Annotated in this window: 21 protein-coding genes and 2 pseudogenes; 7 read left to right on the top strand and 16 right to left on the bottom strand. The window is 67.3% G+C overall.

Annotation, left to right across the window (positions count from 1 at the left end):
- Positions 1-26 precede the first annotated feature (26 nt).
- On the bottom strand, positions 27-917 hold the full coding sequence (locus AN216_RS09705) for an SAM-dependent methyltransferase (protein ID WP_079166423.1): 891 nt from the start codon (positions 915-917) through the stop codon (positions 27-29).
- A gap of 373 nt (positions 918-1,290) precedes the next feature.
- Between AN216_RS09705 and AN216_RS09700 the strand changes: the two genes are divergently transcribed.
- From AN216_RS09700 to AN216_RS28620, 4 genes are all read left to right on the top strand, one after another.
- A complete protein-coding gene (locus AN216_RS09700; RefSeq protein ID WP_070196232.1) occupies positions 1,291-1,686 on the top strand; it encodes a hypothetical protein in 396 nt (131 codons plus the stop codon).
- A 40-nt stretch (positions 1,687-1,726) separates the two neighbouring features.
- Positions 1,727-3,955: a hypothetical protein gene (locus tag AN216_RS28630; RefSeq protein WP_170843075.1), complete on the top strand. Its 2,229-nt coding sequence runs from the start codon at positions 1,727-1,729 to the stop codon at positions 3,953-3,955.
- A 6-nt stretch (positions 3,956-3,961) separates the two neighbouring features.
- Positions 3,962-4,738 carry a hypothetical protein gene (locus tag AN216_RS28625; RefSeq protein WP_139140881.1) on the top strand — a complete coding sequence of 259 codons (777 nt, stop codon included), beginning with the start codon at positions 3,962-3,964 and terminating at the stop codon, positions 4,736-4,738.
- Between the two features lie 490 nt (positions 4,739-5,228).
- Positions 5,229-5,807: a hypothetical protein gene (locus tag AN216_RS28620; protein WP_139140880.1), complete on the top strand. Its 579-nt coding sequence runs from the start codon at positions 5,229-5,231 to the stop codon at positions 5,805-5,807.
- 94 nt (positions 5,808-5,901) lie between these two features.
- Here the strand turns inward: AN216_RS28620 and AN216_RS09695 are convergent, their stop codons facing one another.
- Together AN216_RS09695 and AN216_RS09690 are read right to left on the bottom strand one after the other, a co-directional pair.
- Complete coding sequence (locus AN216_RS09695) at positions 5,902-6,147, bottom strand: DUF397 domain-containing protein (RefSeq protein ID WP_070196231.1); 246 nt, start codon at positions 6,145-6,147, stop codon at positions 5,902-5,904.
- Positions 6,144-7,010, bottom strand: a complete 867-nt coding sequence (locus AN216_RS09690; RefSeq protein ID WP_070196230.1) for a helix-turn-helix domain-containing protein — start codon at positions 7,008-7,010, stop codon at positions 6,144-6,146. The genes AN216_RS09695 and AN216_RS09690 overlap by 4 nt, the downstream gene beginning before the upstream one ends.
- A 174-nt stretch (positions 7,011-7,184) precedes the next feature.
- Between AN216_RS09690 and AN216_RS09685 the strand changes: the two genes are divergently transcribed.
- Positions 7,185-7,637 (top strand): ATP-binding protein, encoded by a 453-nt coding sequence (locus AN216_RS09685; protein WP_070196229.1) that lies wholly within the window; start codon positions 7,185-7,187, stop codon positions 7,635-7,637.
- A 40-nt stretch (positions 7,638-7,677) separates the two neighbouring features.
- Here AN216_RS09685 and AN216_RS09680 read toward each other — a convergent pair whose 3' ends face one another.
- The gene (locus AN216_RS09680; protein ID WP_070196305.1) at positions 7,678-8,580 is read right to left on the bottom strand and encodes a serine hydrolase; all 903 of its coding nucleotides are present in this window, start codon (positions 8,578-8,580) and stop codon (positions 7,678-7,680) included.
- 50 nt (positions 8,581-8,630) lie between these two features.
- Complete coding sequence (locus tag AN216_RS09675) at positions 8,631-9,548, bottom strand: LysR family transcriptional regulator (protein WP_070196228.1); 918 nt, start codon at positions 9,546-9,548, stop codon at positions 8,631-8,633.
- A gap of 163 nt (positions 9,549-9,711) precedes the next feature.
- Here AN216_RS09675 and bla point away from each other — a divergent pair, with 163 nt between their 5' ends.
- Complete coding sequence (gene bla, locus AN216_RS09670; RefSeq protein ID WP_070196227.1) at positions 9,712-10,638, top strand: class A beta-lactamase; 927 nt, start codon at positions 9,712-9,714, stop codon at positions 10,636-10,638.
- Positions 10,639-10,782: 144 nt separating this feature from the next.
- On the opposite strand, the gene AN216_RS09665 is transcribed toward bla, so the two are convergent.
- The 3 genes from AN216_RS09665 to AN216_RS09655 form a co-directional block, all read right to left on the bottom strand.
- Positions 10,783-11,409 carry a DcrB/PsbP domain-containing protein gene (locus AN216_RS09665; RefSeq protein ID WP_212732691.1) on the bottom strand — a complete coding sequence of 209 codons (627 nt, stop codon included), beginning with the start codon at positions 11,407-11,409 and terminating at the stop codon, positions 10,783-10,785.
- A gap of 162 nt (positions 11,410-11,571) precedes the next feature.
- Positions 11,572-11,931: a hypothetical protein gene (locus tag AN216_RS09660; protein ID WP_070196225.1), complete on the bottom strand. Its 360-nt coding sequence runs from the start codon at positions 11,929-11,931 to the stop codon at positions 11,572-11,574.
- Positions 11,921-13,654: a hypothetical protein gene (locus tag AN216_RS09655; RefSeq protein WP_070196224.1), complete on the bottom strand. Its 1,734-nt coding sequence runs from the start codon at positions 13,652-13,654 to the stop codon at positions 11,921-11,923. The genes AN216_RS09660 and AN216_RS09655 overlap by 11 nt, the downstream gene beginning before the upstream one ends.
- 373 nt (positions 13,655-14,027) lie before the next feature.
- Here AN216_RS09655 and AN216_RS09650 point away from each other — a divergent pair, with 373 nt between their 5' ends.
- A complete protein-coding gene (locus AN216_RS09650) occupies positions 14,028-14,435 on the top strand; it encodes an AAA family ATPase (protein WP_079166422.1) in 408 nt (135 codons plus the stop codon).
- A gap of 257 nt (positions 14,436-14,692) precedes the next feature.
- Here the strand turns inward: AN216_RS09650 and AN216_RS09645 are convergent, their stop codons facing one another.
- From AN216_RS09645 to AN216_RS31000, 8 genes and pseudogenes are all read right to left on the bottom strand, one after another.
- On the bottom strand, positions 14,693-15,199 hold the full coding sequence (locus AN216_RS09645) for a hypothetical protein (protein ID WP_070196223.1): 507 nt from the start codon (positions 15,197-15,199) through the stop codon (positions 14,693-14,695).
- Positions 15,199-18,459, bottom strand: coding sequence for a LamG domain-containing protein (locus tag AN216_RS09640; RefSeq protein ID WP_070196222.1), 3,261 nt, complete (start codon positions 18,457-18,459; stop codon positions 15,199-15,201). The genes AN216_RS09645 and AN216_RS09640 overlap by 1 nt, the downstream gene beginning before the upstream one ends.
- Positions 18,456-19,457, bottom strand: a complete 1,002-nt coding sequence (locus tag AN216_RS09635) for a hypothetical protein (protein ID WP_070196221.1) — start codon at positions 19,455-19,457, stop codon at positions 18,456-18,458. The genes AN216_RS09640 and AN216_RS09635 overlap by 4 nt, the downstream gene beginning before the upstream one ends.
- Positions 19,458-19,755: 298 nt before the next feature.
- On the bottom strand, positions 19,756-20,703 hold the full coding sequence (locus AN216_RS09630) for a peptidoglycan-binding protein (protein WP_070196220.1): 948 nt from the start codon (positions 20,701-20,703) through the stop codon (positions 19,756-19,758).
- 340 nt (positions 20,704-21,043) lie between these two features.
- Positions 21,044-22,486: a lanthionine synthetase C family protein gene (locus AN216_RS09625; protein ID WP_070196219.1), complete on the bottom strand. Its 1,443-nt coding sequence runs from the start codon at positions 22,484-22,486 to the stop codon at positions 21,044-21,046.
- Positions 22,483-23,427 (bottom strand): thiopeptide-type bacteriocin biosynthesis protein, encoded by a 945-nt coding sequence (locus tag AN216_RS31010; protein ID WP_244502396.1) that lies wholly within the window; start codon positions 23,425-23,427, stop codon positions 22,483-22,485. Before AN216_RS31010 ends, AN216_RS09625 begins: the two co-directional genes overlap by 4 nt.
- Positions 23,428-23,574: 147 nt before the next feature.
- Positions 23,575-24,387: pseudogene (locus tag AN216_RS31005) on the bottom strand (lantibiotic dehydratase); the annotation flags it as partial.
- A gap of 94 nt (positions 24,388-24,481) precedes the next feature.
- A pseudogene (locus tag AN216_RS31000) lies at positions 24,482-25,759 on the bottom strand (lantibiotic dehydratase family protein); the annotation flags it as partial.
- Positions 25,760-25,781: the final 22 nt, after the last annotated feature.

Genomic DNA, 25,781 nt, shown 5'->3' with positions numbered 1-25,781 from the left:
GCGGCGTACTTTTGCCCGTCGCGGGGTTACGGCAGTCGGCCGATGCCGCCGTACCAGGAGACCTCCGCGTGCGACGGACGCTCGTCCTCCGGGACGGTGGCGCGCCAGTCCGACACGACCTGCACGCCGGGCTCGACCAGCTCGAAGTCCCGGAACAGCTCGGTCAGCGCGGCACGGTCCCGCAGCGTGAGCGGCACGCCCTGGGCGCGGTAGGCGTTCTGCACGCCCAGCGCGGTCTCGGGGGAGATCTCGGCGGTGGCGTGCGACAGCACGAGCACGCTGCCGGGGGCGAGTTCCTGGCGGAACCGGTCGACGAGGGAGGCGGGGTCCTCCTCGTCGGAGACGAAGTGCAGGATCGCCACCGCGAGGACGGCTACGGGCTGGGTGAAGTCGATCAGCGCCCGGGTCTCGGGGTGGTCGATGATGGCGCGCGGGTCCCGGATGTCGCACTCGATGACGGTGGTGCGCGCGTCGGTGGACAGCAACGCCCGACCGTGAGCGAGGACGATCGGGTCGTTGTCCACGTACACGACGCGTGCGGACGAGTCGTGGCGCTGGGCGACCTGGTGCACGTTGTGGGCGGTGGGCAGGCCGGAGCCGATGTCGAGGAACTGGCGGATGCCGGTCTCCTCCGCGATGTAGCGGACGGCACGGCCGAGGAAGTCCCGGTTCTCCCGGGCCGCGATGCGCAGGGTGGGGAACGCGGCGACGGCTCCCTCGGCGGCCTTCTGGTCGGCGGGGTAGTTGTCCTTGCCGCCGAGGAGGTAGTCGTACATGCGGGCGGAGTGGGCCTCGTCGGTGCGCAAACCGGCACCGTTGGACTCGTGCGGTCGGGCCGTCCCGCCGGCCGCGGGTCGCCCTGTCGCGCCCGCCTGCGGGTCTGTCGCGCCGTGCTCGCCGCTACTGCTGTCCATCATCGGTCTCCTCCGCCACTCGTGCCAACTCCCCTCCGAGGACGGAGAGATGAGCCGCCAGGTTGCGAGGAATCGTATCGGTTCGCGGCTACGGCTCCGGAGTCCAGTCCGTGCCAGGCCACATGGGCCGGTGCGGCCCGCTGACGACACTCCGCCACCGACGCCAGGCATCACTCGTACACGCGTGCGCGCGGTCAACCCGTCCGGATACGGTAAGAGTTGCTCAATCCACGCTACGTAACGCCGGTGGTGTCAGGCAGCGGACAGGGCAGTGGTGCCTCGGCAGTCACGGGCGGGCCACGCTGATCACGGAATGGAGGGGGCGCGCATGTCCTCTGCTGGGGAGCCTCGGGACCAAGCCCCTGAGGACCCGTCGATGCAGGTCAACCATGTGCCGCCAGGGCGTGAGTTGGGTGACCTGTCGCATGACGAGAAGGAGAAGACTCAGGCAGCGGGATACATACGCGAAACCCTCGGGCCGGCTGTGAAGCGCACCGGTGACAATGCGAGCGCCGACTCCAGCGCGGTCTCCGGCGGCACCGTGAAGGGCTCCTGCACGCTCGGCGCCATGCACGGCTGGGAGACCAAGAGCGGCCTCAAGTACTGCGCGGAGGAGTGGCAGCGGAACGTGAAGCAGCTCGAGAACAGGCTGGTCAGCGAAGCCGCCTCACTCGAGGGGACGAACCAACTGTTCCGTCGCAACGAGTTTGACACGTCCTCGCGGTTCGGCGGACAGCAGGGCGGTCCGCGCAGTCCCATTTACGACTTCTGAGGAATGGTACGCAGCGATGCCACTCACCTACCAGGACGTTATGACGACCGACCTGTCCGACCTCGATGCCGCGGCGACCGCCTGGAAGAAAATGGGTCGAGACTTTGGAGACCTCCGTGACGACTACCAGAAATACGTTCGAAGTATCGCCAAAGGAAACTCGTGGGAAGGCGTTGCGGCAGAGGTGTTCTTGGAGTCTTCTACGAAGACCACGGCACACGAGTTTCTCGGAGCAGAGAACCAGGCCATAGCGATAGGAAATCTTCTGCTCGATGCTTACAAGCAGCTTAAGAAAATGAAAAAAGCCGTTGAAGATGTGCGTGATGACGCGATAGCTGCGGGGATGCACGTCAATTCTTCTGGAAGATGCAGCTACGACGTCGATAAAAATACACCCGAACAGAATCGTGTGGCCGCACAGCATCCCGATCATGCTGAAGCCTTGGAGCGGAAGTGGGACGAAAGGATTCGCGATGCCGTTCAGAAAGTTTCTGACGCAGATTACGAGATCAAGGCAGCACTGCACAATATAACAAAAGACCAGGATGGCAAGGGTGAGGCCGACGGATTCAACAGCAAGGCATCCGGTGACGTGTCGGTAAATTCCGCCGAGCGGGCCGTGGAGCTAGCCCGTAAGGGCGATGAGATGAATGAAACAAAGCTAAACCAGTTCAATACACTATTGAAACAGAACACGAATGACAAAGTATTTGCGGAGACGTTCGCCAAGCGCATGGGTGCGGATGGAACGCTGGGCTTCTGGTACGGATTGCAGCCCAACTCTTCAGTCAACTCTGAAAAGCGTCAGACACTCCTGAACCGAATTCAGCGCAATCTTGGAAAGACCCTTGGCACCGCGACCCGATCTGACAGCCCTGCGATGGAGCGCTGGGAAAACGAGATGATCAGCCAAGGGCCGAAGCGCTTGGACGGATATTACTCACCGCGTGGTTACCAGGTGATGACCGACCTCATGCGAAGCGGGGACTACGATAATCAGTTCCTTCGCAAATACGGCGACTCACTGGTTCAGTTCGAGAAGGAACAAAGAGATAAGGGGTATGGTCCGGAGGACGTGTGGCTGAGTCATTCCGGTGATGATGCCTACAGTACCAGTCAGATAGAAAATCCTTGGAATAATGATCCCGTGACGGGACTCATGGAGGGGTTGGGGCACAACCCGGGTGCTTCCACGAAGTTCTTCTTGGATGAGGAAAACTACAACTATCTGGTCAATACGGGTCAAGAGGGTGCTCGGGACTGGCCGACTGCTGCACTCTCATCTGGGGAGGGTACTGGGCACAACTCTCTCGGTCATGCCCTTGAATCCGCTGTCACTGGACATAGTTACGGTGGCGGCCCAGCAGATTCCGAGCAGTGGAGCGGACAGCGGGATAGGGGTGAAGTCCAGGCTGAGCTTATGCGTCGGGTGATGGAAACCTACGGTGGCCCCGATAGCCCGCGAGAGCAGCAACCAGGAATGGGAGATAGCCTTGGTCGCATGGGAGCGGCATACATCGATGATATCAATTATGGAATTCACGGATTTGGAGGAAAAGACCAGGAAAAGATGGACTATGACAAAATTCTTGGGTCTGATGGAGGAGATCTCCTCAAAGGGAAAAATGGAGAGATTCTACTGGATTCCCCAACGGTTGTTAGTTTCATGGGTGAACTAGGCGTTGATGAAGAAGCTTATGACGTAATGTCAAAAGCGCAAGCAGTCTACACGGCTGAGCGTATTAGTGAACATTCAGAGACAGAGGATGCTTATGGAGCTGCAAAATTGGGTGCTTATGGGCATGGAATGCTCGACGAAGCACGCGTTCAGGCGATTGGGGATGAATACGACGACGACGTTCAACGGTATAAGGCGAAAACGGAAGAAGCGAATAAGTGGCTTGAGGGAGTATCGTCGACCGCTGTGTACACTGCTACAGGGGGGTTGAGTGCTGTTACTATGGGAGGCTCCGCGTTTCTGATGCCTTCAATCGCAGGTGGTGCTGGTTCCGCTATTACAGCAATGTTGAACGAGCAGATTGGGGGAGGGGAGAATCCGCAACAGAAAATAGACGGAGACGATATTGCCCACCTGCAATTGAAGTTTAACAATAATGCACTCGAAAACTCCACGAATTCTATATATGGATATATGGATAGAGAAGGAATTGAGGGATATGAGCGAGGAGATATAGCCTCTGCGGTCGAAAATTTTTATTACAGAGGAAAGATGCTGGTCGATGATGCAAATGAGCCCGAGGAGGATTGATTTGACGTGATAGTGAGATTTCAACCCAAAGAAAAAGAGATTACACTCATTTGTGTACTTGCTGTTCTCATCTCGGGGTGCTCTTTTGTTGATAATTCTGAGCAAAATTCCTCTGGAAATGCAGAGAGTCCGAAGCCAAGCCCCCTGAGGGAGGCATGTGGCGGATTTTTTGGCCGCGAAGGTGGGGATATTTTGCGCGATCTTTCGAATGGAAATACGGCTGTCTCCGTGACGGAAAAGTTGAAGAAAAAAAAGAGAAGTATCGTGGAAGAAATGACAGCTTCTGCTGATAATGGCGATGCTTCCGCAAAAATGAGCAAACCTAAATTGATGTGCAGTTTCGTGGCTCCTGCGGAGATGAAGTGGGCAAAGCGAATCGTGGAGCTCAAATATGGGTGGTCCTCGCCACCGCGAAAAACTGAGCGTATCCACACGTACTACTCGGCCGGATCGGCGCTTATTGACAACTATCAGTATGACAGTCGATCACCAATGAGTGTGTACTTCAAGTGTGAGCTGCCGAAAGGTGATATGGAAACTGCCCTCGGAACTTTTGATGGAAAATGGTATGGTAGTTCACTAAGTTCATCTGAGCAGGGAGAGCATCTAGCCAGGCTCTTGTTGGTCACAGCAGGAAAAATGAGCGAAGAACTAGGGTGCACAAATAACCTTGACCTCGACCCTGAGACGTCTGTTGAACGAGTTATCACTGACTCTCGGAAAGGCGTAAAGCCGGGGTTGCCGTTGCCGACTCTACCTGTATCAGGGCCAATTGAGTCGTAAGCGCGAGTGCAGAACGGGTGCCGAGACAGGCGTAGTTGGGCGTGTGGGCGCCCCGCACCGGGTGGTCAGGTGCGGGGCGGGTGTCCTCTGCGGGTCAGCCCTGGGTCGCGTAGGCGACGAAGTGTGCTCAGGAGGTGGGGGAGAGGGCCATGTGCGAGCCGTCCTTGTCCTTGAAGTCTCGGACATGAACTGTGCCGGGCTAGATGCGACCCCTACGGAGTCATGGCCCGGTATCTCATTGTAACTGATCCTGAGCCAGACCAGTTGTGTGGTGTTCATGCTTCTCCTCACATCCGCTGCAACAGGCTTGATGACGGGCAAAGTGAAAGAATATACTCGAATTATTTTGGTCCTCGCGGTGGCCATAATTGCGTCTGGGTGCTCCATAGCTGGCAGTAAGGATGGCGGAAGCAGCGCAGAAGAACCTGCCAATGTTCGAAGTTCTATGGGGAAAGCATGTTCGGGGCTGTTCGGCTCCAAAGGTGGGCGTATGCTTGAGGAGCTATCAGGGGGAAAGGTAGCTGTAACGCAAACTGCTGATGCCAAAAACAACATGGCGCAAATCGCGAAAAGTATGCGCACGACGGTGGAAAAGGACTCTTCGGTATCGAGCGAGAACCGTGATCTCGTATGTCGCTTCGTGGCTCCTGCGGATAAGGAGTGGACAAAGAGGCTTGTGAGTGTGAAGTATGGATGGTCTTCACCAAGTAGGGAAACGGAGGCAATTCACACGTATCTCTCAGCCGGGTCAGCACTTGTGGATGAGAACTATGACCGGACTGACCCAATGGAGATCTACTTCTCCTGCAAGTTGCCAAAAGGAAAAACTGAAGCAGTCCATGGAACGATAAACGCAAAGTGGAATTCAGATCTTAGCACGTCTCGCAGTAACGAACTTCTTGCGAGGGTGTTGTTGATCACTGCGGAGAAAATGCGAGATGAACTTGACTGCGCGAATGAAGTTCAGCTCGACCCGGAATCGCCCATTGAGGAAATATTCTCTGAGGATGAAATCGAGCCAGGGTTGCCGTTGCCGAGTCTGCCTGTATCAGGGCCAATTGAGTCGTAAGCGCGAGTGCAGAACGGGCGCCGGGAGAGGCGTGGTTGGGCGTGTGGGCGCCCCGCACCGGGTGGTCAGGTGCGGGGCGGGTGTCCTCTGCGGGTCAGCCCTGGGTCGCGTACGTGACGAAGTGCGCCCAGGCGGTGGGGGAGAGGGCCATCTGCGGGCCGTCCTTGTCCTTGGAGTCTCGGACGTGAACCGTGCCGGGGCAGGAGGCGACCTCTACGCAACTGTCACCAGAGCTGCCGCTGTAGCTGGACTTGTACCAGGAGAGAGTCACCTCCACGCAGTCGTCGCCAGAGCTGCCGCTGTAGCTGCTCTTGAACCAGGCCAGTTGTGTGCTGCTCATGCTTCTCCTCGCATCCGCTGCAGCAGGCTCAGGGAGTCTTCCAGGGAGAGAGCCTGTGACCGCATCCTGGCATAGCGCATCTGGAGCATGCTCACCACTTTCGGCTCGTGGATGAACTGGCCGCTCTCCTGCCCTTCGCAGTACCCGAACCACTTGTTGTCCGGAGTCTCCAGTAGCTGCATCGGGCCGTCCAGTCCCGCATGGCTTCCCCGGGCTTGCGGCATGACCTGGACTTCGATGTTTCGCTTCTCTGCCAGGTCGAGGATGTTGTCGATCAACGTGCGCGTCGCAGCCACGCCACCGGTTCGCCGCAGGAGCACATGCTCCTCCATGATGAAGCTGTACGCGGTGTTTGGACGCTCCCGCAACAGATGCTGACGTTCGGTTCGGGCACTGAGCCTGGCCTCAAGCTCCTCGTCCCCCAGTGGGGGAAGTCGGTCGGCGAACAGGGTTCGCGCGTACGCCTCCGTCTGCAACAACCCCGGCACGAGCCGGCATTCGTACGTGTTGAGGCTGATCGCCTCCGCCTCCAGCTTCGCCCACTGGCGGAACCAACTGGCCAGTCCCGGTTGCCGCGAGAGGTGCCGGGCAGCGCCCCGTAGCGCACCGAAGCCGTCCAGCGCCGCCTCCGCCCGCTCCACGAAGTCGTGTGGCGGGAAACGTCGGCCCTGCTCGATGGAGGCGACCGTCGGCACCGAGTACCGCACCTGGGGCGCGAAGGACTCCTGCGTCAGTCCGGCCCGTTTCCGGAACGCCTTGACGACCTCGCCGAAGGCCCGGAGGCTGTCGGAGGTTTCCGGTTCGCCTCCGCCGGCTCCGTCCTCGCTGCCCGCGCAGCCCAACTCGCCCACGTGTTCCGTCATCCCGGCCGCCTCTCCCGTACGTGCTCACGTGTCCGGACTCGTACACAAACCCCTCGCACCGCTCCATGGTCACGGATGGTGAGCGGTACGGTCCACGTTCCGTGCCAGTACGCTGACTCCGCGTACGACGCGCTGAGCTGGTGAGGCGCCCGTATACAGCGCCACGGTGCGGGGATGACACGACCGACCCTCCCTCAACGACCCGTCACCGTACGTGTGTTCACCCAGCGCTTCAGCGCCACACCACTCGGCGCACGCCTCGCTCGACACCTGGCGCTGCACCAACTGCACGTCTGGGGCGTCCCGTACGGCAGCGGCCCCTCGGACACCGCCGCGCTGCTCGTCGCCGAGCTGGCCACCAACGCCGCCACGCACGGGCGCGTCCCCGGCCGGGACTTCGAGCTGCGGCTCGTCCTCGGCGGTACGCCCCGCGTGCTGCGGATCGAGGTATCCGACAGCCGCGCGGAACGTAGACCACCTCAGCCCGGTGAGGTCACACCGCCGTCGCCGGGCTCCGACACAGGTCGTGGCCTGCTGTTGGTGGAGGCTCTTGCGGACCGGTGGCAGGTGCTGGACCGGGAGCCGGTCGGCAAGACCGTGCGCGCCGAAATGGGCCTGTCACGCTGACCGCGCAGGAGGAACCCCAACCCCCTGGCCCGGGCGCGCCTCAAGGGTGCCGCAGCTGGTCCCGTAGCGTACGGGCGACCTGGGCCATCAGGGCGTCCGCGCCCGGCTGGTTGCTCGCCCGGACCTGCGACTCGGTGAGGACGGCAACGGCGAAGGACTGGCCGTCTGCGTGTTCCACCACCCCCACCTCGTGGCGCAGGTTCAGCAGCGTGCCGGTCTTCGAGGACCAGTGTGAGGCGTCCGAGCTGAAGTCCGGGGTGAGCCGCTGCCGGATGAGGTTGCTGCCCATCATCTCGCGTATCCGCGCCGCCACCTCGGAGTCCACGACGGACGGCTTCCACAACGCCTGGAGCAGCTCCACGAAGGCGCGCGCCGTCCCCGAGTTCGCCCGGGTGATGTCCAGTTGGGACACCGGGTGGCCATGACCGTCCGTACGCGCGTCGATCGCGAGGGAGTGCGCGAGATGGACGTCCACGGTGCGCAGCTGCTCCGCAGCGGTGTTCTCCAGATCGCGCACCGGGTGTCGTACGGACAGTCCCCGCAGCCCCAACTCCCGCAGGACCTCCGCCACCTGGGCAGGTGGGGTGAGCCCGAACAGCGCGTCGGCCGCCGTGCTGTCGCTGATCGAGGTGCTGAGGTACAGCAGGTCGTCGAGGGCGATGCGGGCCGGATGCCGGAAGCGGCTCAGCCCGGTCGGCCCCGGGGAGGTGACCTGCCCGGGCCGCACGTCCAGCGGCTGCGCCCCGTCCAGCTCCCCACGCCGGACGCGTTCCAGCGTGGCCAGCGCCAGCGGGATCTTGACGAGGGAGGCGACGGGAAGCTCGATGTCCGGGTCGATGCCGAGTTCCTCGCCGGTGCGCAGGTCCCGTACGAGGAACGAGCCGCGCAGGCCGCCGTCCCGAAGCGTGTCACGCAGCTCCTGCAGGAGTCGCTCGTCACTCACGGGGTCTCGCTCCTCGGGCACGTCGCTCTCCACTGCTGTGCTCGACCTTGTCACCCGGCTCGGCTCCCGTCGCCACCGGGTCCGACCACCACCGGGTCCGGCCCGGTGCCGAGGCAGCGCGCCAGTACGTCGTCCAGCCGCTCCAGGACCCGGGCCCGCTCGCCCTCGGTGACCGCGGACAGCGCGAAGCCACGGGCGAGCGCCAGCTCGCCGACCGGTCGCCAGTGCAGCCCGAGTTCCTCGGCCTGCGCGGCGGAGCACAGCAGCAGGTCGGAGGAGTACAGCACCTCAGCGACCGCCGCCGTGAGGCCGCCCGCCACCACCAACTGGGCGGGCCGCAAGCCGACCGCGTCCCGCAGCCGCGTGATCGGGTCCCGGACGTGCGGTACGTCGTCCTCCGGCTGTATCCAGATGCGCCGGGGCGGGGAGGCGTCGGCCCGCCCCACCCGTAGTGTCTCCAGGTAGACCCGCCGCCTGCCGGGGTCGCGGGTGCCGGCGAGTCCGAGCGGCACGGTCCAGATGGCCTCGTCCGGCGGCACCGCCAGCACGGCCGCCCGTACCTCCTGCGCGCGTACCAGCTCCGCGCGCTCCATCGGAGTGCCGACCTGGGGCTCCAGCGCGACGCCCTGGCTGCGCGCGTCGGCGACCAGGTAGGCCAGCTCGCCGGTCGAGCAGGTGCCCGGTACGGCCAGCCGCAGCGGCCGGCGCCTGGCCCGCTCCGCCTCGTGCTCCAGGGACTCGGCGAGCCGCACCAGCCGCCGCGCGAACGGCAGCATGTCCTGGCCGAACGGGGTCAGCGTCGGGCGTCGCGAGGTCCGCTCGAACAGCTGCTCACCGAGGTGCCGTTCCAGCGCCGCGACTCGACGGCTCGCCACTGACTGGGACGTGCGCGCGGCAGCCGCCCCCACCGTGAAGCTACCGCGGTCGCTGACGCTGACGAAGGCGCGGCAGGCGCTCACCACATCCATCCGGTTAGCGTATGCGAATCGTGCATGGAATCGCGCTTTCCGGTCTTGGACCACATACGTGTACGGCGGTCAGGGTGGCTCTATGGACCCGGCCACGCACGGTGTGTGGCCGTACGACGTGCCCTGCGCGCTTCCCGCGCGGGCATTCCCGGAGGTATGCCGCATGCGTTCCACTCTCACCCGACGCGTCGCCGTGAGCGTGCTGACCCCCCTGACCCTGCTGCCGCTCGCCGCCTGCGGGCAGGACGCCTCGGCGGGCGAACCCGGCTCGTCCGCCGAGTCCCGGCAGCGGTCCGCCGCCGAAGCGGGCTCGTACGCGAAGGAGTTCAAGAAGCTCGAGCGGAAGTACGACGCTCGGCTCGGGGTCTACGTCCGCGACACCGGCACCGGAGAGGAGCTGACGTACCACGCCGACCAGCGCTTCGCGTACGCCTCCACCTTCAAGGCGCTCGCGGCCGGCGCGGTGCTGGACGAGTACTCGCCGAAGGAGATGGAGAAGGTGGTCCACTACTCCGAGGATGACCTGATCGAGCACTCGCCCATCACCGAGAAGCATGTCGACACCGGCATGAGTCTGCGCGCCCTGAGCGCCGCCGCCGTTCGGTACAGCGACAACACCGCCGCCAACTTGCTCTTCGACGCCCTCGGCGGCCCTAAGGGCCTTGACGCCAAGCTCGCCGCCCTCGGTGACGACGTCACGCAGATGAACCGGTACGAGCCCGAGTTGAACGAGGCGACCCCCGGCGATCCCCGGGACACCACCACTCCCCGCGCCTTCGCCAAGGACCTCAGGGAGTACGTGCTCGGCGACGTCCTGCCCAAGGACGACCGCGCCCTGCTCCGCAAGTGGATGCGCACCAACGTGACGGGGGACGCGCTGATCCGCGCCGGTGTCCCGGACGACTGGACCGTCGCCGACAAGAGCGGCGGCGGCGGCTACGGCACGCGCAACAACATCGCGATCGTACGGCCCGACGAGGGCGCCCCGCTCGCCGTGTCGATCCTCTCCAGCCGGGACACGAAGGACGCGGAGTACGACGACGCGCTGATCGCGGAGGCGGCGTCCGTCGTCGCCGACCAGTTCTCCTGAGACCGGCGGGGTTCCCCGGAGATCGCCGTCGGCGCCGTCGACGCGTCTCCTGGGACCCGCGGCCCGCCGTACGACGGGTGCCTGGCGAGTGGAAGGTCGGTCCATGGCCGGGTGGACATCCCGTCGTCGTCGCGCGAGGGTCCGTCACATCCCGCACACCACATCCGGGGGGCAGAAGTTCCACAGGGCCACCTCGACGATTTCGTCAGCCCGCTTCTCCTCGACCACGCCGGAGCGGGTGTGGAGGGCCACGCTGTAGACCTTGCCATCGATGGCCTCGAAGCGGCTGTCGATGACACGCCAGCCTTCCTCGACGGGCCCGATCCAGTATTCCATCCGCTGCCCGGAGAGGAGCCTTGCCTCGAAATCCTCAGGCCGGCCGAGTTTGTGGATGTCCTCCCTGCCGCCGAGGTCCGCGAAGAGCTGTTCGGGGGAAGCCCCGGACACCTCGAAAACGCGGATCAGGGCCTGATGGTCGCGATTGGCGTAGTTGACGTCGAAGGCCCCGGAGGACGGGCCGTTTTGGGAACCTGCCCGGGTCCACCCTCCGGGGACGGCGATGCTGAAGCCCGCTTCGTCATCGACCGAGCGGTAGCCGTCCGGGAGAGCCTGTCCCGTCGGGGCAGAGGAGGGGGGAGAGGTTGCGCTCTCCGACTCGGACGGCGCCGGGGTGGCTGGTGAGGTGGTGCGGTCGGAGGCCTCGTCGCCGGAGGACTGGAGAATCGCCGCGAGGATGGTGGCGGCGAGTATCACGACTGTGGCGATCACCACCCACAGGACGGGTCGTCGTCCCGACGACCCGGGTGTCGACGGGGCCTGGCCGAGCGGGGAAGGGTGAGTGACCGTACGTGTCGTCCCACGGTCAAAGCCGTCCTCCCAGCTCTGGGAGTCCTCGTCCCAGTAGCGCCTGCTCTCGGTCATCGCGCCCCCTTGTCACATTCCCAGCAGTCCGGCGACGGTTCCCGCCGAGGCCAGCACGGCGGTCAGCGACTCGGCGTCGCCGAGCAGTTCACGCAGACGCCGCAGGCGGCTCCCGTCCGTGTTCCCGGTGCGGGTGATCTCGTCGTCCGCGTCGGCCAGGGCCTCGTCGAGGTCCTCGGTCTGCTCGGTCCTCCGCGTCCTGGACAGGTCGGCTCGCAGTTCCCGGAGAGCGGCGAGCAGCCGTTCGGTGTCGTCGTCGCCTGTCGGAGCGTTGCCGTGGTAGCTCCTGGCCTCCGCGCGGTTGCCGACGGCGAACGTGCTCCCGGTCACGTCGCCGATGTTGACCTGGGGCTGCGGCTCTTCACTGGCCATCTCGGGCGGTTCCCCTCCGCGGCGGTGTCTGTCCGCCACTTGTCGTGTGGGCTTGTACGGTCGTGGTGGCCCGGGCCTGGTCTCCGACAGCGAACGTGCTGCCCCGCACCGACTCGATGTTCACGCCCCCGTTGCTGATGTTGACGATCTTCTGGACGAACTCGTCCGTCTGGTAGCCGGCTGCCGCGAGCGACGTCTTCACGCCGTACGCGATGCGGTCCTGCACGCTCTTGAGATAGCGGTCGACGTCCATGGACTGGAAGAGTGACCCGTCCGGCTCCGCACCGAGTTCACGTACGGACAACGCCGGGCCCTCGGGCAGCCCGCCCGCGAACTCGCCGGTGAGCCGACGCCACCCGCGCACGGCCGGACGCCCGAGCGCGACCAGGGCCTGCCCCGGCGCACTGGCCATGCGGGCGAGGACATGGACGGTTTTGCCGAGGACGTTCCGGTCGGCGAAGGCGTAGGCCTCGTGATCGGCGTCCTTGAAGTCCGCACGCACGGGGTACAGCACATGCGGTGCCACCTCCAGCATCAGCATCCGGCCCTGGGTGTGGACCCGCACGAAGACCGTGACGGCCAGTTCCTCCTCCCAGCCACCCACCCTGACGCGCAGGAAGTGCCGGCGCTTCTCGCCGCCCTCCTCGACCGCACGCGTGCGGTGCCACTCGAAAGTCTGCTGGTCGTACGGCGCGTCCTCCCGGTGGGGCAGGCCCTCCATCGGGAGGAAGACGCACTCGTCGATCCGCAGCCGGCGCAGCCGGTCCCGTACGACCCGCCCCTCCCGCTCGGAGGACTCCGCCACCTCGCGCAACTGCTCGATGAGCGGACGTACGGCGGCGAGGATCGTGGCGTTGCCGATCGCCTGCCGCGCCTTCTCCGGGTCTGGCCGCAACTCGACCGCGAGAACCCAGGTGTCCTGCGCCGCGCCGGCACCACAGAACGGGCGGGCCTCGTGGTACATGATCAGTGGGGCGTGCTGCTCGACCCGAATACGGTGCTTACGCGACTGGAACCGGCGTCCGCCGACCTCCTCGGCCGGGTCCTGGGCCGCGTCCGGGAACTGCCGCGGGGACAACTCGCCCCGCAACACCCGGGTGAAATGCAGCTGCTGCCCGGCCACGCACCCCGCCATGGCGAGCAGAGTGGCCAGCGCGAGCCACGCCTCCAGTTTGCTGACCTGGTCGAACTGCAGAATCCCCTGGGCAACCGATATGAAGAGAGAGCGGGATCCGTCGGACTCTCCGGCGACTTCGTACAGGCCCAGGCCGATGGCCAGACTCATGACGAAGAGGTAGGCGAGGAGGACGCGTCCGCCCCAGCGGAGCCAGAAGGCGGGCAGACGACGACGGGTCGGTGGGTCGGAGGAGGCGCCTCGAACCCAGCGTCCGAGGGTGAGCAGCAGTCCGGGAATGACCAGCAGTAGCAGCCACCACCCGGACGCCACGACGCCGACCGTCAGCAACCCCAGCACGCCACCGGACCAGGCCAGTTCCACCTGTCGGGCGCGCAGGGCGTGGGCCAGAACCCGGGCGGCGTCGTATCCCAGGGAAGGCGCCACGACCCGGTGTTCCATGAGGTAGAGCTCGTCGATGACCCTGTCCCGGTACTCCGCGTCCAGATACGTCCCCGCGCAGAGAAGTCGGGTGGCCTCACTCGCGTGCGGAGGGTCGACCTGGGGCGGTGGCGCGACCGGCGGCGTCTGCGCGGGGACGGTGTTCATGGCGCTTCTCCCGTCTTCAGGCCTCTTCGACAGAGGGGAGCCGGCGTGACGAGGCTCTTGGCGACGAACGACTTCGGCTGAAAGACGAGACGGTACCCGCAATCGGTTTCTCACGTACCAACTCTTCTTACACCTGAGGCGGTTGGGGGCATTTGCCGAACGTGCGTCTGGATTCCTGCTGCGATTTCGCGGTGTCACCTGCGACGATCGCGTGTTCGGCTGGCATCCGATTGGCATATGCCAACGTGGAGTTCGATGCGTTCCTTCGAGCCATTCCCGGCCGTTGCGGCTCGATCTTCTCGCTCGAGCGTGGACGGACCGAAAGCCGGTCCACGCTCGTGGGGGATTCGCACGCTCGACGTACGATGCCGAGATGCACGCGGAGAGCCGTCGTGGCGCTCGGTCCCTCCTGATCAACGGCACCGTCGGTGTGGGCAAGACCACCGCTGCCGAGGCGGTGGGCGGTCTCCTGGCGAAGGACGGCGTTCCCCATGCGGTGCTCGACCTCGACTGGCTGAGACAGTCGTGGCCCGCTCCTCCCGGCGACCGCTTCAACTTCACCATGCTGCTGCGGAACGTGCGGAGCGTCGCCGGCAACTATCTCGACGCAGGAGCGACGCGCCTCGTACTCGCCGGCGTGATCGAGCATCAATACGAGCGGAAGCAACTGGCCGATGCCGTAGGCGCTGATCTCACGGTGTGCTGGCTGCGGGCCGAACCGTCAGTCCTTCGTCAGCGCCTGGCCCGCCGCCACGACGATGAGCCAGAAGCACCGCGGTAGCATCTGAAGCGGTCAACTGAGCTGGACGGGATCCTCAGCCGGGCCGCGGTGGAGGACGTCACCATCGACGCCACCGCTGACTCCGTCCTCGGCGTCGCCGCATCCGTGATCAGGGCGGTCGCCTGGTAGCGACCACCGGTCTGCCGGGACCCTGCACTGACGACGCGGCAGGCTTCGCGCTCGCGCGAACCGGCTCCGGCACCAGGACGTGGGGTCCACCTCCTCGACGTTCTGCCGAATCGCACGGGCCGCGCGCCTCATGTCGACAGGGTGATCTGACGGTCGAGTTCGGTCGCGACCTCGGTGACAGCGGCATGGGTGTCACCGAGGTCCTCGACGGTGACGAGTACGTTTGCCCGGACGAAGAGGACGCTCGCCACCGGGTCGGCGAGGCCGCAGAAGCACACGTCGCCGATCGCCTCGAGACCCCGCTCCGTGCACCGTGGCAGACGCGGCGCCATGGAGGTCAGCAGCTGATCGACCAGCGCCTCGTGCGCGTCGCCAGCGGTCGGATACTGGTGCACCCACACGGAGACGTACTGCCCGCTGGGCCCGACGAGCTGATCGAGGAAGGCGCGGGTGTCCGGCAGCGGATGACGGCGATCGAAGGTCAGACCCGGCAGCTCCCGATGCTCGGGCAGGAAGAGGCCGCTCAGCGGCGCACCATCCCGCCCAGGCCACTCCGCGAAGCCGTATGTCCGCTTGGTCGTGTCGCGCCGCGGGTCGGCCGCGGGGGCGGAATCGCGCCCGGGCGGGGTGCTCATCAGATGATCCTCCGGCGTCCGTTCTGGGTGTAGGGCCTGGGACCCTGTGGAATGCAGGCGTGGATACCGGCCTCGTCGTTGGTGGCCAGACGCTCGCGGTAAGACTCGGCGTCGAACGGCGTGGCGATCGGCAGCCGGGGCGTCATTCTCAGCGTGGTGAACGGCATCGTGAGGGGCAGCATCGGGGTGTGTGTGATCGTGGAGTCCGTCCAGTTCCACGGGTCATGGCCGGAGTCAACCTTGAGACACGCGTCGAAGAGCGGGTTTGGGTAGGAGAGGCTCCCGGCCCAGGCGACCTCGTGGTAGCTGAACCTGCCGCCGCCGTCCTCCTCGAAGGGGAACGCCCAGTCGTCGAAACCGATCGCCTGGATCTTGTTGCAGGCGAAGCCGCGACCACCGATTGGGTACATCGTAGAAGCGGTCAGGTCACAGCCCAGCACGTTCGCGAAGGCCGTCACGATCGAGGCGCAGTCCGTGCAGTTGACCGTCCTGCCGTTGCCACGGCCACCCCGTAGGTACTCGAGGAAGAGGGACCCCTGAAACACGGATTCGTGACCCTTGCCCGTGGTGTACCTGGACGCACCGCGGTCCGTGTCGTATCGCAGCCCGACCTCGCCGTTGACCTTCCGGGTGATCGCCGCGGCGGCGGCGGTCGTGTCGGTCGTACCCTCCGCCCACTGGCAGGCGAAGTCGAGCAGATCCGTCCACGGCTGCTGCGACTGCTCGGAGCCGGTCCCCAACTGCCAGGGCAGCGTGGGGAGGGCGAGCAGTACGTAGACACGGTGCAGCGTGGTACCCATCGGCAGCCAACTGTCCTCGACCCGGTAGGACCAGTCCCACCGGATGTCCTCGCGTCGCACGCCACCCTCGGCGAGTGTGTGGTGCGGGAGTGGGATGGTGACGAACTCGGGATCGGACTTCCCGTCCTTGAGCGTCACCCGGAAGGGGTCGATCCGGCCGAGCAGTCCGCCGCCCTCGGCCTTGACCTCCATGCTGGACACCTGACCGGTTCCCACGAACCTGGCCTGGAGCGTCACCTCGCTCCTGTCGTTCCCGTCCTCCCCGGTCACCCGTGTGAGGGCGTAGGCGGCCGGTGACTGCGTGGCCGTCGTCAGGCCCTTCGTCCACTGGACCGTTGGGACCCGGGTACGGAAGTTGTGGCGGATGCTGAGCGCGTCCCTGGCGGTCGCCGTGGGATCGTAGTCGAACTTGATCCCGGACAGCTCGACGGTCGACAACGCCTCGCAGGATTCCGGCTTCTTGCTGTACTCCACGATGAACGCCGCCACCGTCGCCGCCAGTGAGGCGATCACATCGGCCGCGCCCACGCCCATCACCTTGAGCGCGAGCTTGACTCCGACCCGGAGCAGCGCCCAGAAGCCCAGGTCGACGATCAGTGTGACGAGTTCCTTGAGCACGCCGAACTCGTAGAGCGCCTTGGCGAGCGAGAGGATGCCCACCCCGGTCATCAGCTTCCCTTGACTCAGCAGCACCCCGATGCGTGGCCGACGTAGGAAGTTCGCGATGTACTGGATGGCGCGGTCGCTGAGCCGGGTGGTCAGGCCGAAGAAGGCGTCGAGAACGCCGGCCACGACGATGAAGACGAGCCGGATCTCCCACAGGGTGCACTCGTCGACGGAGCCCACGGGCACCCGGAAGGCGACGTGCGTGTGCCCCCGCCGGTGACACAGCACGACATGGTGGTCGTCGAGCACATGTGAGGTGACGAAGAACGTCCGGGACACGGGATGCTGATCCATCCCGTCGAGCACCTCCTGCCAGGCCGTACGCACCCGCTCCCGGTCGTCCTCGGTGGTGAAGCCCGCGATGTCGGACGCCATGGCGTGCCGCAGGTCGACCTTGAGTTCGGGGAGGTCCGGCTCAGGTTCGATCGACGCGCACAGGGCCCGTACGGCGGAGTCCGAGAGGTCGAAGACCGGCGGTGGGCTGGAGGCGCGTCCCTGTGGCGCCGGTGTGCCCGTTCCCGCCGCCTGCCGTTGTACCGTCAGGTTCGCGCCGTCGGCGAGCCCGACCGGGTGGGCGTCCACGCTGTTGCGCGCACGCTGGCCGGTGAAGTCGTAGTCGGCGGCCAGACCGGTGGTGGCCGGCTCGGGCGAGCGCCCCATGTAGGTGTGAATCTCCGTCGCGGTCAGGGCCCGGCGCCACACCTCCAACCGGGAGACGAAGCCCTGAAGCGTCATCGCCCCGAACGGTTGGCCGGCGGTCAGCGCGGCACCGATCAGCAGCCGCCCCCGCGCGCTGGACAGCGGGATCGGGCCGAACTGTCGGGAGCCCGCCGGCTGCCCGTCGACGTAGATCGTGAGTGTGATGCCGTCGAAGGTGGTCGCGATATTGGTCCACCGGCCGGCGGGAAAGACCGACGTAGCGGCCAGAGGGTCCTCGTCCCAGATCGACCCGCGTTGGGACAGCACGCGGAAGCCGGCCACGGAGGCGTCGTAGTCGAGGGAGAGTGCCATCCCGGTCTTGCTCTCGAGGTCACTGTTGACGAAGACGGCCTGACGCGCCTGGGTGGCGGACGCGACGAACACCCACGCCTGGACCGTGTACGGGTCGACGTGCTCCCCGCCCGGATTGATGTGCTGGTCGCTGAGCGGTTCGGCGAAGGCCGTGCCGCTCAGCGCGAGCGCCGGGGTACTTCGCTTCATCCGGGCGCCCTTCTCCAGTACGAGGGGCAGGTGCCTCGGCCCAGCGTCCACTGGAGGGGTCACCGAGAAGTCGAAGTCGGCGACGACCGACGCGGCGTCGGCGGGCCCGAACATCAGACCCTTGATCCCGTCCGGGGTCAGCGCGGTGTTGAACACCCGCAGCGACCAGAGATCAGCCTGCAGGTCCTCGCCGACGAGGAAGGGCTCGCCGTTGTGCGTACCTCTCCCGGCGACCGCCTGCATGGTGTTGAACTCTCCGTCGATGTACAGACGGAACGTGTTGCTGGCGTAGGTGACGGCCACGTGGTGCCAGTCCGTGCTCGTCAGTGCCGACACCTCGGGATTCGACCGTACCGGGGGCAGACCGGTGATCGAGAGGACGAGTGACCGGCCGGCGATGCCGAACGAGAAGACCCCTTCCTGGGAGAGGAGGGACGCGCTCGCGCAGAGCCCCTCCAGCTTCATCCAGCCGTCGATGGAGTACGGGACACTACCGTCGAGGGCGATACCGAGATCCACCGCTGTTCGCGCGTACGACGAGGCACGCAATTCCAGCACGTCGTAGCTCGCGTGGTGCTCCGCCGTCGGGCTCATCGCGGACTCGCGGAGGACTCGAAAAGCGTCTCGCAGTTGCCAAGGCGTACCAATCTGCCGCTCTCCGGCAGCCCCACGACCTCCTCGCGGGTGACTCCCAACTCCTCGAGCGGGGTGGCGAAGGCGGCGGCCGGGTCATCCGCTTCCATCCCGACCCAGACGGACGTGTCCACGCTCGCTCCAGGAGGCCACGTGGTGCCGGCGGGCAACCGTACCCAGGTGGTGACGGTGCCGTTGAAGCCCGCCGGGGTGATCCCGGACGCCGTCCTCTTCCGGGCGTCGCCGACCCGCCAGTTCGTGCTGACACCGAGCGGGACGCACTGCAGGCCGAAGGTGGCACCGTCGGGGAGTTCGGTACTGACCTCCACCTGGAACAGGGTGGGCACCTCGTCCGTGGTGGAGGGATTCGAGAACGTGTCGATTCGTTCGAACGACCGGTTGGCGTAGTCGCGGACCAGATTGAGGTTACGGCCACAGACGTTCTGGTTGTTCCTCGCCCACAGGATGTACGCGCTGTAGGTGGCGAAATCCGTCGGGATCGTGGGGTGCTGGGTGGGACTGACCATGGCCACACAGCAGAACAGGTCACTGTCGATGGCGTTGATACGGAAGTGGTCCCGCCCCACCCCGACCTCCCCGGGCGCGACAGCGGGGGGCAGCGCGACCGAGGTCGCGCCGGAGTCCGTACGCAGCGGATTGCCGCTCCATTCGCTGGGCCGAAGGAACAGTGAGGGCTTCGCTCGGAAGACGGAGATGAAGTATCCGCTCAGGGTGTTCTCGCTGAGGTTCCTCGCGCGGACGTACACGGGATTCAGACGGCTGCCGAGCTGCACCGGCTGGTTCGGGTCGGATGCGTAGTTCTCCGAGAAGAAGGTACCGGGAGAATCCACCTGCGAGTGCGCGATGATGTCCGGCGAGTAGTACGGATATCCGGGAGAGGGAACCGTCCCGTCGTCGTTCAGGGAATTCCGCATGAGGAAGCCGTCGTACAGTGTCACGTGAGACTCCACTGTGCTGCTCAGGTATCCGCGGGTGAGTCCCGCCCAGGGCCAAGACGCCTGTACCGTTCTCGGCGGTGGGGAACGCGCGGCAGAGTGAGAAGCACCCGGTTGGTGGAACCGTCAGCCTGACTCTGAGTGGGCTCGTGACCAGCACTTTCATGACAGGGCGCGGTCCGGGGACGGACGGCGGACCCAGGCCGTCCTGCCGCCTGGGTCGCGTCGTGGGCGGGAAGCGGCGGCACTGTGCGGAGCCGCCGCTCCCCGCTGCGCCCGGCGTGAGCCGTTCGGGCGCGCGTCAGCCGACCAGCGCCTCCCAGGTCTTGGGCCCGGCCTCACCGTCGACCACCAGGCGGTTGACGCCCTGGTACGCCCGCACGGCCTCCTCCGTGACGGAACCGAAGTCCCCGTCGACCCTGAGCCCGGCACTGTGCTTGTTCAGCGCCACCTGGAGACCCTTGACGTGGTTGCCGTCGCCGCCCGTCAGCGTGTACACGAGCACGGGCCAGGTCTTGGGTCCGACCTGTGCGTCGTCGACCAGGCCCTTCTCCTTCTGGAACTTCTTCACGGCAGCTTGCGAAGTCGACCCGTAGTCGCCGTCCGCGACCAGCTCGTAGCCGCGCTGAGTCATCAGGTACTGAATGGTCTTGACGGTCTCGCCCCCCGCCCCCGGGTCGATGGCCGGCCAGCCGCCGCTGAGCGCCACCCCGCGGGCACTCAGGAAGTCGACCGGGTCGGAGGTGTCGCCCAGCCCGCCGCTGTGGGTCTCGAAGTGCAGGTGCGGGCCGGTGACATTGCCGGTGGCGCCCATGTCCCCGATCCGCTGGCCGGCGCTCACCGTGGCGTTGAGCTTCACCCGGAACGCGTTGAGGTGCCCGTAGTAGGTGTACACCCCGCCACCGTGGGAGATGACCAGGCCGTTGCCGGTCCGGCCGGTGAGCACCCCCTCACCCAGCCGGATGACCTTGCCGGCGGCGGCCGCGTAGAGCGCGGTGCCGACGCTGTTGGTGACGTCCTGTCCGGCGTGCCCCACTCCGCCCCGAGGAGCGCCGTAGTGGCCGCCGTCCGGGAAGTACCCCTGCGCCGGGTTGCACCAGCTCCCGTCCTTCGCGCTCGCGGCGGAGGCTGAGCTGGTCAGGAACGGTACGCCGGCCAGGGTGACACCGAGGCCCGCACCGGCCCCGAGAAGCAACTTTCGGCGAGACACGCTGTTTCGGTCGGGTCTCTCCTTCGACTGCTGCGACATCGTCGGGTCGCCTCCTTCACACTCACACACGGTGCGTCCTCCTGTAGCGCGGGCGTGCCGGGCGGCTCGAGCGGTCTCGGCTCGAAGGAGTCGGTGACCGGCTGTCTACGCGCGTCGTCCGGTGGGGCTGCCCCTGTGACGAGGGGCAGTGATGACGTGAGCATCCTGTCGTGTTGATCGTGAACATGCCAGGGTTCGGACCGACCCGTGTCTGCGTGCCCCGCCTGCCCCACGGAGCGTCACGCTCACGCGCCCAGCGGTGTCCGGCCCCAGGCGTTTGTTGCCGAGCGCGTGGGCCCTTCTCCGGGCCCGTGCGGCTGAACGCGCACTCACTCACCGGTCAGTTGAGCAGCAGCAGGGTGTCCCAGCCGCTGACTGCGGGGCGTTGGCCGGCGTACGCGTGCAGGGCGAGCGCGATGCCGGACGCACCGTCCAGGAAGCCCGGCATGTCGAGTTCCAGGTCGGCCGCCGGCTGGTAGTAGCGGTAGCCGAAGGGCGCCGCCGGGTCGAAGCCACTCAGCAGCCGTCGCGCCACCTCGTCGGTGACGGCGGAGAGTTCGGCCTCGGGATGGTCCAGCTCGAACAGCAGCAGCAGGTACAGCACGCTGGACCAGCCGTGGCACATCGCGTGATCGTGGATGCCCCACCCGTCGAGCGGTCGCCGGACCATCGCGCGTACGGCCGCCACCCCCGCCTCGGTCCAGTCCGGGCGGTCGAGCGCGCGGCCCGCCATACCGAGCGCCCGCGCGGTGCCGGCCGCGCCGTAGCACCAGGAGGGGCGGGCGGGCTGCGGCGTGACGTGGCCGTGCCGGTCGGCGTAGTAGCGCAGCGGCAGGTACGGCGTCCAGTACGCCCCCGCCTCGTCCTGCTCCCGCCACGTCAGCAGCCACTCCGCCAGCTCCTCGATGGCCTCGGCCTGGCCGGGCCGTCGTACGCCCGCGCTCCAGGCCAGGGACAGTAGTCCCAGCGGTCCGGGCACGCCGTGTCCCAGCCCGAAGTTGACCTGCCCGTCGGCGAACTCCTCGGCGACCAGGGTGCGTTTCGTCGGCCCGTACCACCAGCCAGGCACCTCGGTATCGCGTACGCGCAGTGGGGTGCGTAGCGACACCAGGGAGGCGATCGCCTCGCCCAGCGCCACATCGCACACCGTCCGGCTCTCGGTATCCGGGTCGCCCTCGGCACCGGCGGCTGAGGTGCGTCGGTGCAGCAGGTAGCGTCCGACGCCGCTGAGTCCGCTGAGCACGTCGAGCACCGCCGGGTAGGTCGGCAGGCCGGCGTCCCGGGTGGAGGCGTGGAGCGTCGTGAGCCGGTGGGCGTAATCGGCCATGCGGGCGTCCGTACGGCGCAGCAGCGAGGCGTACTCGCCCTGGTGCGCGGCGGCGACCCGTGTGGCGCTGGCGAGTGCCCCGACGCCGGCGAAGGCGCCCTGTACGGGGAGTTGGCTGGTCGACGCGGCCGAGAGCTCCAGGTAGCGGTGTGCGGTCGTCCGGTGTGCGCCGAGGTCACGTCCGGGCGTGGGGTCGCCGGCGCTGGTCGGCACGTCCCGTCCCAACTCGGCGTGCAGCAGGGCCAGCGCCGGGTAGCCCCGGTTCAGCGAACCGGGCTCCCACACCGGGGAGCTGGTGTCCGCCACCTCGGCGTGTGTGCCGCTCGCGGTGGTGGCGGCCACCACCGCGTCCGGGTCCCGCAGCCGTTCGGCGATCCGGGAGACGACACCGGCCGCCCGCGCGCGCAGTTCCGGGCGGCTGGACGGCGCCGTCTCCGCAGCGGTTTCCGTGCTCATCCGCGCCGCCCCCGGGCGTGCTCCGTACGGCCGACCTGGGTGCGTACGGCCGCCCGCAGCAGGCCGTACGAGCGCTGCTCGGCCGCCCGGTCGGTGCCCAGTAGCCGGTTGGCGTGCATGTGCAGGACGCTGGCGACGGCCGAGCCGCGGGCGGTGGACGGGTCACCGGAGCCAAGGCGCAGCGCGCGTCCGTACGCCCGTGCCGCGCGGGTCAGTTCGGCACGGGCGGTGACGACCTCGGGCGGTTCCTCGGACAGCGGTTCCTCGGAATCCGGCCTCTCCGAGGGGTCAGCGGGCGCACGCAGCGCCGGCTCCACGACGTGGGCCGCCGCACGCCGCTGTCGCGCCGGTATCCGGTTCTGTAGCTCCATCGGGTAGGTGGCCAACACCCAGTGCCACCAGTCCCAGTCGCCGAGTGCTCCCAGCAGCAGGGCGTGGTTCGTCGCCGCGAGCGTCTCGACGGGGGCGGACAGCTGTCCGCGGGTTCGTGCGGTGAGCTGGGCGGTCACCAGGCGGCTGTCCGCGTGGAAGAGCCGTTCGGCGGCGGTCAGCGCGTCCGGGCCGCCGTATCGCTCGGCCTCCGGCTCGTAGGTGTCGAGCACCAGCTTGCGGAGGGTCCCCTGACTGGTGGCGGTTTCGACCCAGTCGTGCAGCACGGGCAGTACCCGCTCCCGTAGCGCGGCGGGTTCACCGTGCAGCCGCAGCCGCAGGTGGGCGCCTGGGTCGGCGTACCGCAGGAAGAACCAACGGTCCACGTCGCCCGCCGAGTCGACCCGTGCCAGCAGCGGTGCCAACTCCCGTACGAGCAGGGGCTCCAGCCGGTCCCGGGCGGCGTACAGCTTCGCGTAGAGCCACTCGCCGCCGGGCGCGTGCAGTGGCGTGCCGGAGCCGGACGGACCCTCGGGGCCGGTAGGACGCGAGCCGGCCCGTACTCGTGGCACGGCCGGTCGGGGGCGCGCGGGTAGCAGCGGTACCACCACCTCCGTGGCGTGCCCGCCGGACCAGCCGAGCTGAGCCGGATCGGCCAGCGGCGACTCCTGTACGAGGGGCACGCCGCGACCGGTGAGCTGACCGCGCAGGACGTGTCGGTGCACCGGCGCCGTCAGGTCCAGATCGAGATGCTGGTCCAGCACGCTGACCCGAAGCCGGTCCGGGACCGCGCAACTCTCCCGCCACCGGTCCAGCTCCCGCAGCCAGTCCCGCTCGTCCAGCCCCGCGTCGCGCAGCGCGGGCGTGGGGCGCCAACGGGCGGGGGAGAGGATCGTACGGCCCCGCCGCACCCGGGGCAGGTACGGCAGCACGTCGAGTCGGCTCCACTGCCACGGTGCCCAGGGGCGTAGCCCGCTCATGCCCAGGCCGGCGAGGAACCGGGCCAGGTTTGGCGCCTCCGTCGCGATGTTCAGCATGTTGGGGCGCCGGATGTCGACCTCCCGCCCCGTGGGGGCGTGCACCAGGAACAGCCGGTCCGCAGTCGCTCCCACGGCCAGCTCGTCCAGGCCGATGTCCGCACCGATCTCCCGGCCGGCCGTCCGGTCGCCGCCCTCGCCTCGCCCGCCTCCCCCTCCGGGGGAGAAGCAGCCGACCGGTGCGGCGTGCGGAAGCAGTCGGGGCGTACGGGCGACGTTGTTCGACCTGGGGCTGCGGGGCTGAAAGAACAACTGCACGGGAAGCGGCGCCTCCTCGCCACCGTCGGGCCCGCCCCGGTGCTGGCCGTCCGGGGCTTCGGCCTCGTACAGCGCGGCCAGCTCGCGTTCCGTGCCGAGGACGTGCGCGAAGCGCCCGGCCATCGCGCCCGCGGTGTACGAGCCGTTCGACACCAGCAGCCGGTAGTCCCCCGCGGCCAGCGCCGCCACGGAACGGGCCAGCGGCTGTACGCACAGGTCCAGCGAGCCGGGTGGCGCGGCNCGAGCCGGGTTGCGCGGCGGGGCTCTGCGCCGGGGGCGCGAGCCGGTCGAGCAGCTCGTCGTCCAGCACCAGTTCGGCGCCCGGGCCGCCGGCCAGCACCTCGTGAAGGGCGGCTCCCAGCGCCTCGTCGCGTTCCGCCGGGTAGGGCACGGGTGGTGTCGGCGCGGAACCGCGGTCGCTCGCGGGCACCCGGTAGCCGGCCGGAGCGCCGAGCCCACGGTGGGGATCCAGCAGTTCCCGTACGGACACGCGGCGGTCGGTGCCGTAGCGGTCCAGGAACGCCTTGTGGTAGTCGGTCAGGTGTGGAGAGTGTCCCTCGGTGGGGCCGAGCCGCCAGAGCGTGTCGGCGGCGGCGGTCACCTCGGTGAGCACCGTGTCGGGCAGCCGGATGTCGCAGTCCGCCCGCAGGTCGACGTGTACGGGCGGCCGGTCCTCGTGCGTGTCCCGGCCGTCGCCGCAGGCCTCGGCGCGTACCTCGCGTAGCGCGGTGACCGCGGACCGCCAGGCGTGCCCGCCCTCGCCGGGCGGGCTGTCCGTGTAGTCGGCCAGCAGCCGCTCCACCCGCCGCAGTCCGGCGGCGGTGGGGGAGTCGGCAGCGGACAGCCGGGCGTTGACGTAGCTGAGTTGGTCGGGCTGGTCCTGGCGCGCGGCCACGTCGGTGAGCAGCACCTCACGGTCCAACAGGCCGGTGAGCAGCCGGGTGACGTCGTGTTCCCCGGCGTCCGGATACGCCTCCCGTACGGCCGCACGCAGTTCGGCGAAGGTCAGCGGGTGACGCGCCGCCCGCACCGCGGTGCGGACGACGGGCGTGTAGCCGATCGTCATCTCGTGCGGCACGCTCTCCGGGGAAGCGTCCGCGCCTCCGCGTACGTAGGGCAGTACGAGGCGTTCGCCGCGAGGGGAGCACAGGTTGTTGACGACGACGAGCAGACCGTCCCGGCAGCGTGGGTCGTGGTGCAGCCGGCTGGCGACCTGGTGCAGCCAACCGGCGTCCGGGCGAGCCTGCTTGTGGTGCGCGGTGCCGGTCCGTACGGCCGGTTCGGGGCCGCCGAGCCGGGCGGCGCGCACCCCGGCGAGCAGTCCGAAGGGGGTGGGGCGGCCGGTCATCCGCAGGACGTAGCGGGTGGCGGCGAGGGCGGCCCGGCGAAGCTTCGCCTCGGCGACCGGGGCGCCCTCCTCGACTTTGGTGAGGGTGGCGGCGAGCGAGGCGCTGGACACCTCGATGGCTTCCCGTACGACCGGGTCCTTGACCAACTCCAGCAAATAGCCGGCGAGTTGGTCCGGGCCCTGCGGGAGGTCCTGGGAGCGGCCCGCGCCGTCCCGGCGGGTGCGTACGGCGCCGGGGTGGGTGAGCGGAAGAGCCGCCATGCGTGTCACGCCGGAGGACGCG

This window comes from Streptomyces oceani, from assembly GCF_001751245.1.
GTDB classification, from domain to species: Bacteria; Actinomycetota; Actinomycetes; order Streptomycetales; family Streptomycetaceae; genus Streptomyces; species Streptomyces oceani.
This window is presented reverse-complemented; position numbering and strand designations above follow the sequence as displayed.